The organism is Haloarcula sp. JP-Z28 (assembly GCF_011440255.1).
Classification (GTDB): domain Archaea; phylum Halobacteriota; class Halobacteria; order Halobacteriales; family Haloarculaceae; genus Haloarcula; species Haloarcula marismortui.
The window spans coordinates 23,120-33,177 of sequence record NZ_JAAOHT010000049.1 but is presented as its reverse complement, the minus strand read 5'-3'; the positions used below and the strand labels follow the sequence as shown (position 1 = coordinate 33,177).

7 protein-coding genes and 1 pseudogene are annotated in these 10,058 nt (G+C 57.9%); 7 read left to right on the top strand and 1 reads right to left on the bottom strand.

Annotated elements, in window-relative coordinates:
• The 7 genes and pseudogenes from G9463_RS16165 to G9463_RS16135 all read left to right on the top strand — a co-directional run.
• Positions 1 to 91: pseudogene (locus tag G9463_RS16165) on the top strand (IS5/IS1182 family transposase); the annotation flags it as partial.
• A gap of 401 nt (positions 92 to 492) precedes the next feature.
• Positions 493 to 1,629 carry a Gfo/Idh/MocA family protein gene (locus tag G9463_RS16160; RefSeq protein ID WP_165897264.1) on the top strand — a complete coding sequence of 379 codons (1,137 nt, stop codon included), beginning with the start codon at positions 493 to 495 and terminating at the stop codon, positions 1,627 to 1,629.
• A gap of 237 nt (positions 1,630 to 1,866) precedes the next feature.
• A complete protein-coding gene (locus G9463_RS16155; protein WP_004965541.1) occupies positions 1,867 to 3,372 on the top strand; it encodes a lipopolysaccharide biosynthesis protein in 1,506 nt (501 codons plus the stop codon).
• Between the two features lie 58 nt (positions 3,373 to 3,430).
• On the top strand, positions 3,431 to 3,931 hold the full coding sequence (locus G9463_RS16150) for a hypothetical protein (protein ID WP_004965543.1): 501 nt from the start codon (positions 3,431 to 3,433) through the stop codon (positions 3,929 to 3,931).
• A gap of 165 nt (positions 3,932 to 4,096) precedes the next feature.
• Positions 4,097 to 5,011, top strand: a complete 915-nt coding sequence (locus G9463_RS16145) for a hypothetical protein (RefSeq protein WP_004965544.1) — start codon at positions 4,097 to 4,099, stop codon at positions 5,009 to 5,011.
• A 315-nt stretch (positions 5,012 to 5,326) separates the two neighbouring features.
• Positions 5,327 to 7,477: a carbohydrate-binding domain-containing protein gene (locus G9463_RS16140; RefSeq protein WP_165897263.1), complete on the top strand. Its 2,151-nt coding sequence runs from the start codon at positions 5,327 to 5,329 to the stop codon at positions 7,475 to 7,477.
• Positions 7,478 to 7,481: 4 nt separating this feature from the next.
• Positions 7,482 to 8,741, top strand: a complete 1,260-nt coding sequence (locus tag G9463_RS16135) for a hypothetical protein (RefSeq protein WP_004965548.1) — start codon at positions 7,482 to 7,484, stop codon at positions 8,739 to 8,741.
• Positions 8,742 to 8,767: 26 nt separating this feature from the next.
• On the opposite strand, the gene G9463_RS16130 is transcribed toward G9463_RS16135, so the two are convergent.
• Positions 8,768 to 10,036, bottom strand: a complete 1,269-nt coding sequence (locus tag G9463_RS16130; protein WP_007190653.1) for a hypothetical protein — start codon at positions 10,034 to 10,036, stop codon at positions 8,768 to 8,770.
• Positions 10,037 to 10,058: the final 22 nt, after the last annotated feature.

The following is a 10,058-nucleotide window of genomic DNA, read 5'->3' as shown; positions in this document are numbered from 1 at the left end:
CGCCGTGCGTGCGCGAACTTGGTACGGTGAATTTCGTGAACTCGTTTTGATGTGTGTCGTTCACAATATCAAGCAGTCTCTGAAACAGTGAAATCAAGCTCCGTCTGGCGATTCACCACGGCCTTTGGGTACGAACTCACCGACGGTAGATATGAAGACATCCCGAAATTAAATCTCAATTGGTTTTGCCGGGCTTCGTATATTCAGCCAAGTATCGACTGTGGTCAGTCCACGGGTGAATGGGTAGTTAGTTGGACATCCGGTTGTCCTGCTTGGAATTCACCAGAATCGGAGTGGTTAAGAGTCATATAATACACCGTTCGTGTGCTAAAACCAGACGAGATGGCGCTTATACCTTTCTCTGGTAGAATGATACCGAAGTTTCGGATAGATTGTCACGGTAGGATTGAGAGAGCAGGCAGTCGGTGGGGACTGCCTGAGTAAATCAGTACGAGGTTACTACTATTGAGGCTACTATCCCACCTTCCATCGATGACTTACACTGTCGCAGTCATTGGGACCGGTGCAGATCCGGACGACCCGGATACCGACGGGTTCGCAATGGCATACAGACACGCAGGCGCGTACAAACGGCTAGATTCGTGTAAACTCACCGCCTGTGCTGACGTCGTCCCGGAGAATGCAGAGAACTTCGGCGAACGATGGAATCTCCCGGATGGGAACGTCTACACGGACACTGAGAAAATGCTCGATGCTGTCAAGCCCGACATTGTCAGCGTCTGCGTGCCGCCCCACATCCACGCACCTGTCGTGATGACGTGTGCTGAGAGTGGGGTAATGGACGCCATCCATTGCGAAAAGCCGATGGCAACGAGATGGGAGGACTGTAAAAAAATGGCATCGGCCTGTAAGCGGGCTGGTATCCAGCTTACGTTTAATCATCAACGGCGGTTCGGAAAGCCGTTCCGGAAGGCCAAGTCGCTGCTTGAAGACGGGAAAATAGGCTCGTTGGAGCGAATTGAACTCGGTGGAAAAAATCTATTCGACTATGGGTCACACCTGTTTGACCTCTGTGGGTACTTCACTGACCAGACGATGTCGAAATGGGTGATGGCTGGGATCGAATACAGCGAGGAAAACGTGCAGTTTGGGGCCCACAACGAGAATCAGGCCATCGCACAATGGCGGTATACGAACGGTGTCAATGGGCTTGCATCGACAGGGGACGGTGGTATTGTCGACTGTCATATGCGGCTGCTGGGCTCAGACGGAATGATAGAAATCGGTGGCGAGGTTCCGCTACGGGTCCGGACTGGCAACAGCTGGACAACACTCGACACTGATGGAGAGGACGTGCATGGTCCCAACGAGACAATATTCGACGCTGCAAAGCAGAAGATCAGCGCTCACATACCGGGAGCCACTGTAGAAAACGCGAGGCCTGAAACCTATATTGACCGTGCCATAGCGGACACCGTCGACGCACTTGCCACAGGCCGTGAACCTGAACTCTCAGCTGACAACGCACTGCAGGCAACGGAGCTTATATTCGGGTGCTGGGAGTCCGCCCGGCGGTGCGGACGGGTCGATTTCCCGCTGGAAATTGATGACAACCCGCTGGAATCGATGGTCGAAAGCGGACAGGTACTCACTGCTGACAAACAGTAAATCCCAGTCCACTCAAACAGTCGGACACTGAGAAGAGGTGTCGGGATACACCCTGATAGTTCGGCTGCGTCACGGTTACCCCGCCCATAACAAACAGATGGTATCCAAAGTATGTAGCAACGGAGAGCCTATGCAGGCACAGCAATACAGAGTATTGAGTCGGAAGAACGAACTGGTGTCGGTCAATCGGCCTGATGATCTGGCTCATCACATACGTGGCAGAGAGTTTAAGCGACAATGCTAGATAAACTGAAACGACTGATAAAGCGGCTGCTCCCGGCCAGTGATGATGTTATGGAGCAGGCTGTGAAGAGTGGCGTTTGGGTTGGCATAATGAACGTCACTGAACGGGGGCTAGAGTTGCTATTGCTAGTCATCGTTGCTTCACTGTTGTCCCCGCGTGCATTCGGGTTGATGGGGATAGCGCTGTTAACACTCTCCTCACTCAAAAAGTTCTCCGAGTTGGGCATCAAGTCCGCTCTGATACAGGCCGAGGAGGACAACGTCGACGACGAACTCAACACGGCCTGGACAATCGAGACAGCCAGGGGGACCGTAATCGCCGTGATCCTGTTCCTTGGGGCCCCATTTATTGCATCGTTGTTCAACGAACCTGCGGCGACCGATCTGTTTCGAGTCATCGCCCTTTCGCCGTTTATTGTCGGGTTACGAAACCCTGCTGTCGTCTATTTCCAGAAGAGTCTAGATTTCCACAAAGAGTTCGTCTACAGAGTTAGCGGCGCGGTGGCATACTTCGTCGTCACCGTCGGCATAGCTCTGTATGAGCCAACCGTCTATGCACTGGCAATCGGATTCATCGCCGGCGACGCCGCCCGGTTTCTCGTCTCATATATCGCAGACGGGTACCGGCCATGGCCTTCGTTTGACCTTGATGTTGCAAAGAAACGTTACAGTTTCGGCAAATGGGTTACGGCCAACTCGATCCTATATTTCCTGTACAGTAGAGGGGATGATGCGTTTGTCGGCTGGGCGCTCATGGCAAGTGCACTGGGGTTTTACCAACTCGCCTACCGGCTTTCAAACGCGCCAGCGACCGAAATCACACAGACAATCTCAAGTGTGACGTTTTCGGCGTATTCGAAAGTACAGAATGATATCGAGAAGCTGCGGTCCGGATACTTCCAGACGCTTAGAATGACCACATTGGCTTCATTCCCAGCAGCGATGGGTATCGCAGCAGTCGCACCCGCGTTCGTCGAGGCGTTTTTTACCCCTGAATGGCAGCCGATGATACCAGTAATGCAGTTGCTGGCTATCTATGGGCTATTGCGTTCAATGGGTGCAACGATGGGACCGGTCTGGAAGGCGGTCGGGCGACCTGACTATATCGCCAAGCTCTCCGCTGTACGCGTGACCCTTATTGCGATATTCATCTACCCGACCACGATGATGTATGGTATTGAGGGTACCGCAGCCGTCATTACGGGCATCTATATCTTCCCGATGATGCCGATAGACACCTACCTTATTGCCCGGACTGTCGGAACGTCTCCGGTTCGGGTCCTCAGAGAGGTTTCGTATCCACTGGTGGCAAGTCTTGGGATGGCAGCCGCAGTGACCTACGTCTATCAGACGGTGACTCTTAATGCGCCAGTATTGGAGTTTATTCTGTTAATTCTCGTAGGTATCGGAGTCTATGTGGCTCTGGCTCTGGCTCTCATGTTTAGTTTCAATTGGGAAGTCAAGCAGAACCTCGAATCAATATTCGATGCGTTAGCGTGATCAAAATGAGACAGACAATCCAGATCAGTCGACCCGGCGAACAGAAGAGGAAAGGGCGATGAAGCGACGAACAGTGCTTGCTGGCGTCCTCCCGTTTTTACAGGGTACGCGTTGGTTAGATCGGTTGCTGCTCGTCAATCAAGGTGAGATAGTTCAAAAGCGGTTCGTCGGCATCGCCGGAGGGGAGACGACTGAGATTGTCGTCGTTGACGATGACGGGACAACTGTTTCGTCCGAGCACAAGGGGCTGCTTGGACAGTCACCGGAGGAGATATCGCCAGCGGATGCAACTTCGCTTCGAGAAACGTACGATGCTATACAATTCCACGTCACAGTCAACCACCACAGCAGCAGTCTCGATCTGTTCAGTCGGACCGGAACGGTGGATTACCGGACATCGAGGGCGCTCTACAGCGGGACCGCGGTGGGTGACCACATTTCGTTTCAGACATCTCTCCTCAACGGTGACACCATCATCTCGCTGTCCTGTCTCGCAAGCGATAGGGAGTCCCTGCAGCGTCGGTGTCGGGTCGGCATCGACGACCCGACCGGGGAATGACAGGAGCGTGCGGCGTCGCCTCCGGGTCGCGGACACTGCACGGCGAGGGCGGGTTGGGGGCGGCCTATCGCATTCGGATTGGTAGTGGGACCGGAATTACGGTAGCAAAGTGAGCCGGTTTTAGACGGTATAACAATACGTCCGACAGCGGTCCCACCAGTAGAGATGTACACGCTGGAGTCGTTGAAACACGGCCTCGATGAACCACACAAGATTTTCCAAGAGGTCAACCGCCTTTACTATCGCCGACTACGGACGTGGCCGTACAACCGTGACGGCATCGACGTCTTTGCCAAGGACTGGGACCACCTCCTCATTTTGGATGCGTGTCGCTACGACATGTTCGAGGAGCAGAGTTCGCTTCCCGGGAAACTCGAGTCGGTGGAATCGAGGGCGTCGGACACGAAGGAGTTCCTCAGAGCGAACTTTCACGGGCGCGAGTTCCTCGATACGGTGTACGTAACGGGAAGCCCGATGTTGCACAGGCATCGAGACAAGGTAGAGACGCGGTTTCACGACGTCGTCGACGTGTGGAGGGAGGACGGATGGGACAAGGAGTACCGGACGGTCCTCCCAGAAACGATGACCGAAGCCGCGATACAGGCGAAAGAGCGGTACCCCAACAAGCGACTGCTGGTCCACTACCTCCAACCGCACTACCCGTTCCTCGGGCCGACCGGACAGGAGCACTTCGAATTGGACAGGCTCAATTTCGAGTGGTACAAGCTCCTCAGCGGGGAACTGGACGTCTCCGACGAGATCGTCGAGCGTGCGTTCAAGGAGAATCTCGACGTGGTGTTGCCCGAGGTCGAACGGCTCTTCGATGAGTTCTCGGGAAAGACAGTCGTCACCGCGGACCACGGGCAGGTCATCGGTGAGCGGAGTTTCCCCGTGCCGATACGGGAGTACGGACACCCGGGCGGGGTGTACGCCGACGGACTGGTCACGGTTCCGTGGTTGACATACGAGCGCGGCGAGCGTCCGGAAATCACCGCTGAGAATCCCGCTGGTTCCGACACGACCGACCAGGATAGAGCGACTGCCCGCAAGCGACTCGAGCATCTCGGCTACGTGAACTGACTCGGAATACAGGTCGCGTCGTCGCCGGACCGGAACCACGCGGCTGAGGCCCGGTAAGCAAGTCAGGAACTGGATTTGCCAGCGGGGCACTCTGCCATATCTTACTGTTAATTCCTTCCTACTTCTGCACCTATTCGGCAATATCGGCAGACGTTCGATAGTTTGGCTGTCATTTTCGTTTGTAATTTCCTTCCAGTACTGGTACGCAAGATACATTGAATGGGATGGCAAGATATATTGAATGGGATAGCAAGTAGTTCAAAAGCCACCCAACCCGCAACAACGAATAAAATAGTAAATAGAGATTACCGGAGTGTGACCAACGAAGAACAGAATCGCTCGCACGACAGTGAAGAGGTGTCGCGGGAGGACAGGAGGCCGACGGACACGACCGTCGTAGACCGACGCACATGCCTGAAATTAGCAGGAATTGCCACCGCGTCCCTGGCGGGATGTACCGGTAAAGGTGGTCCTACCACAGTCAGTTCGACGGCACAGTTCGGCTACGGCGGCGAGCCAGCAGTGACGTCCCAGCTCGCCGCGGTCGATGTTTCGGATGTGGCCGGAGACGCCAGCGTGGCGAAGTCGGTCAGCAGCCTCAACGTCGGGTCTCCGCTCTCGACGACGCTGTCTCCGAGCTCGTCCGACCTCTTCACGTTTCGGCCCGACACCGAGGACGTGACGGTCAAGTTTACACCCGGCCCCGGCACGGGGCCCGCTGCCCTTGGGGTGTTCAACCCCGACGGCGAACTGGTGTCGCAGGCGTACGCGAGTTCGGCGGCCCCCGTGTATCTCCCGGAATCGCTCTCTACCAGTGCGACATATTACCTGCAAGTCATGGACATCGGTCGGAGCGGTGGCGATTACTCGCTGACCCTCTCGACCGGCAACACGACGCAGTCCCAGTCTCCGTACGAGGGAACAGTCCGGTCGATTCCGGGCCGTATCCAGGCCCAGAACTTCGACATCGGCGGCGAAGGCGAGGCGTATCACGACACGTCCGACGGGAACATCTACGGGTCCGCCAACCGGGACACCGACGTGGACATCCGACCGACGGGAGACGAGTCCGGGAAGTACAACGTCGGCTACTTCCAGGCCGGAGAGTGGCTCGAATACACGACCACTGTCTCGCCGGGGACGTACGATATCAGCCTGCGAGTCGCGTCGGCGCTCTCGGACGGCCAACTCGAACTGTTCCTTGGCGACCGGGCCCTCGCGACCATCACCATTCCCAAGACGGGCGACTGGACCTCGTGGGAGACCGTCACAGTAGAGGACATCGAAATAACGACCGAACAGCAATCGACGCTGCGGGTCGAGGCGCTGGATTCCGGCGTGGAGTTCAACTGGGTCGAGTTTGAGAGAGTCGATGGGCAAGACCCCTACAACGGGACGCCCGCCACGATTCCCGGCCGTATCCAGGCCCAGAACTACGACACGGGTGGGGAGGGCATCGCGTACTCCGACACGACGGCCGGCAACGAGTACGACACCGGGTACCGCGACACCGACGTCGACATCCGGGAAACCAAAGACAGCACCGGGGAGTACAACGTCGGCTACTTCGAGGACGGCGAGTGGCTTGAATACTCCGCCGACGTCTCGCCGGGCCAGTACGACATCAAGGTCCGCGTGGCGACGACCCGGGACGACAGAAAGCTCCGGTTCACGCTCGGCGAGCAGACGCTCGGAACACTCGACGTCCCGAACACGGGCGACTGGACGGCGTGGACAACCGCGACCCTGGAGGACGTAAACATCGACGCCGACGGGCAGCAGGTTCTCCGGGTCGAGGCCGTCGGCTCCGGCATCGACTTCAACTGGGCCGAGTTCGTCGTCGCCGGCAACCAGCCGTTCGATGGCGTCCCGGTTCTGCCGGGTCGGGTGCAGGCCCAGAACTACGACCTCGGGGGCGAGGGCGTGGCGTACCACGACACCACCGCCGGGAGCGAGTACGACCTCGACTACCGCGACTCCGACGTTGACACCCGGCAGACGCAGGACGTCTCCGGGGAGTACAACGTCGGCTACTTCGAGGACGGTGAGTGGCTCGAATACACCGTGGAGGTGCCGACCGGAACCTACATCATCGACGTCCGCGTGGCGACGACCCGTGACGACAGGCAACTGCGGGTGTCGATCGACGGCGACCGGGTCGGCACGGTGGCTGTCCCGAACACGGGCGACTGGACTACCTGGGAGACGGCGACGCTTCCGGATGTGACGGTCGATTCCGGTGGCGAACACGTCATCCAGGTCAAGGCGGTCGGTTCCGGTATCGACTTCAACTGGTTCGAGTTCCGGGACGCGGCCAAAACGGAGAGCGAAACCGCGACGCCGACGGAGACCGAGACGGCCACACCGACTGAAACGGCGACGCCGACACCGACGGAGACCGAGACCGCGACCGACGACTTCGGCAGCGAAGGCTATGGGATGGGTGGGTACGGGGGTACCCAGTAAAACAATGTCAGAACGATACAACACACCCGCGGAGGGCACGCTAGATTGGCACGTACCGCTCAACGAGAACTTCAAGAAGCTCGACAACCACGTCGAACACCGGGACGCCGAATCCAACATGGACCAGTATGCGCCCAACGCCGGTGCGAAGTTCCTCGCGACGGATACGGGGACAGTGTATCTCGGAGACGGTGACATGTGGAACCCAATTGGGGACATTACACCCTCGTCTACGGGGTCGAAGACCGCCGACGACGGGACGATAATCGCGTCGCCCGGCGACCTCCAGTCCGCGATCGACGACGCTTCGAACGGAGCCGAATGGGGCAAGCGGCCGACCCAGACCGTCCGGTTGGTTTCGGGTGAGAACTACACCGTTTCGGACACAATTAAAATACGGCGCGGCGTCCGACTGGAGTGCAACGGCGCCAGAATCGTTCCCTCCGGCGACTTCGACGTCATTGAGATGTACCGGGAGAGCCAGCTCATAGAGCCACATATCGACTCCCGGAACCAAGGCTGGAGTTCAACCCAAATCGTCGTCGGTGCCGACGACGCTGCAAAACTCGAGGCCGCGAACCGGGCCTGGGTCCGAGACGCCTACCTCATGGGCGACAAGGGCGCCGGAACGGGCCTCCAGTTCCGCGGCGGAAGCGGTGGCCCCTGCTCGATGCAGTGGGCGACCGGAACTATCAACGGGTTCAAGCGTGCGATAGACCTGTACGCGGCGGGCGGCGACACCAGCGGCCAGGGCGACTGGTCGAACGGCAACCACTTCGAGGGGCTCATCCGAAACTACGAAATCGGGGTCTCGATGCGGTCGGAAGGCGCGGCCGTCACTGGCAACTCCTTCCGTCTGCAGGCGCAGCCGAACCCGCGAGTCAGTAAGTGGCTCTGGTACATGGAAGACGACCCCCGCTCCAGCTCTCAGCGCGGAGACTCCTCCTACGTCAAGAAGGGGAACGCCATGCTGGTGAAATCCTGGGACAACATCAATTACGAAAAGAACCCGTACTACGATAGCAGTGACCGCAAGCCTCCGGTGTGGTACATCGGAAAGGGCAAGCAGTACGCGAATTCGCTGTACGATTTCGGTGGCCTGATGGGCAACCAGTACATCGTCAACAACGCTGACACCCCTGACAGGAACGGTATTCTCACCGGCCACGGTGGGCATGTGACGGGGACTACGGAGTGGAGCCAGCCGCCGAACTACCAGCGCAATGACAGCCGTAACTGGCACCACGAATCACGTAACTCGTAGCGACTGCTGTCCAGAAGGCCCTGGTTTCAGCTGTTCTCGGACTCCGGGTGCCATCTTCGACTATCGTTTCGGTCGTATGCGGGGTTGAACCGGAGCTGTGCCGTTCCAGTGACCTCTCCGCCGTGTGCGGTGAAGATCCCGTTTCGGTCGGGGTTGTCGGAGTTGTTCACGATGAACTCGTTTCCCAGCAGGCCACTGAAATCGTATATGGAGTTCCCGTAGCGGGTCCCTCGCCCGAGATACCATATCGGAGCCCGTCGGTCCGCATCAGAGCTGTAGGGGTTGTTCGCGCTGTAGTTGTTGACGTCCCACGGATACACGAAGAGGGTGTTGCCCTTCATCAGGTAGTTCTCGCTGTCCCGTTCGCTTCGGGGGTCATCCGCCATCCACAGGAGCCATTCGCTCCGCTTGCTGTTTGCCTGTACTTGCGCCCTGACCGTGTTCCCGCTGACCGCTGCACCTTCCGATCGCATGCTAATCGCGACACGGTAGTTCCGAATAGTGCCCTCGAAGTGGTTGCCGTTCGACCAGTCGCCCTGGCCGCTGGTGTCGCCGCCCGCCGCGTAGAACTCCAGTGCGGTGTCGAATCCATTGAGTATACCGCTGGCTGCTTGCATTGAACACGGTCCGTCCTGTCCGCGAAACTGCAAGCCAGTGCCCCGTCCCGGCTCACCGAGCAAATAGGCGTCCTGTACCCAGGCTCGGTTTGACGGTTCTAGCTTGTCGGACTCCTTGGTACCGATGAGGACTTGAATCGACTGCCAGTCCATGTTTCGCGTGTCGATGTGGGGGCGGACTAGCTGTGTCTCACGGTGAAGCTCAAAAACATTGAAATCGCCGGAGGGGACGATTCTAGCGCCGTTGCACTCCAGCCGGACACCGGATTTGAGCGTAATTGTATCGGATATTTCATACGTTCGTCCGGAAACGAGACTGATAGTCTGTGTGGGTTGCTGACCGAAGTTGGAGTTCGTCGCGGTCGCATCGATTGCCGCTTGGAGTTCGCCCGGTGGAGCAATCACTGTTCCGTCGGCCGTCCGAGTGAAACCGTTCCGGACGACGTTGACGGAGGCTCGTCGCTGCCACTCGTTCCCGTCGCCGAGATAGACCTGTCCGGTATCCGTCGCGAGGTACTTCGCACCGGTCTTCGGTGTGTACTGACTGCGGTTCTCCTCCGTATCCCGAATCTCGACGTCGCCGTCTATACGCGAAAAGTTCTCGTTGAGCAGTACGTCCCAATCTTGTGCACCCCGAGGCGGTCGGTTGTACGCGTGGTTCGCTGTGTTATCGGCCACAATATCTGTGTGCAAGACTCCC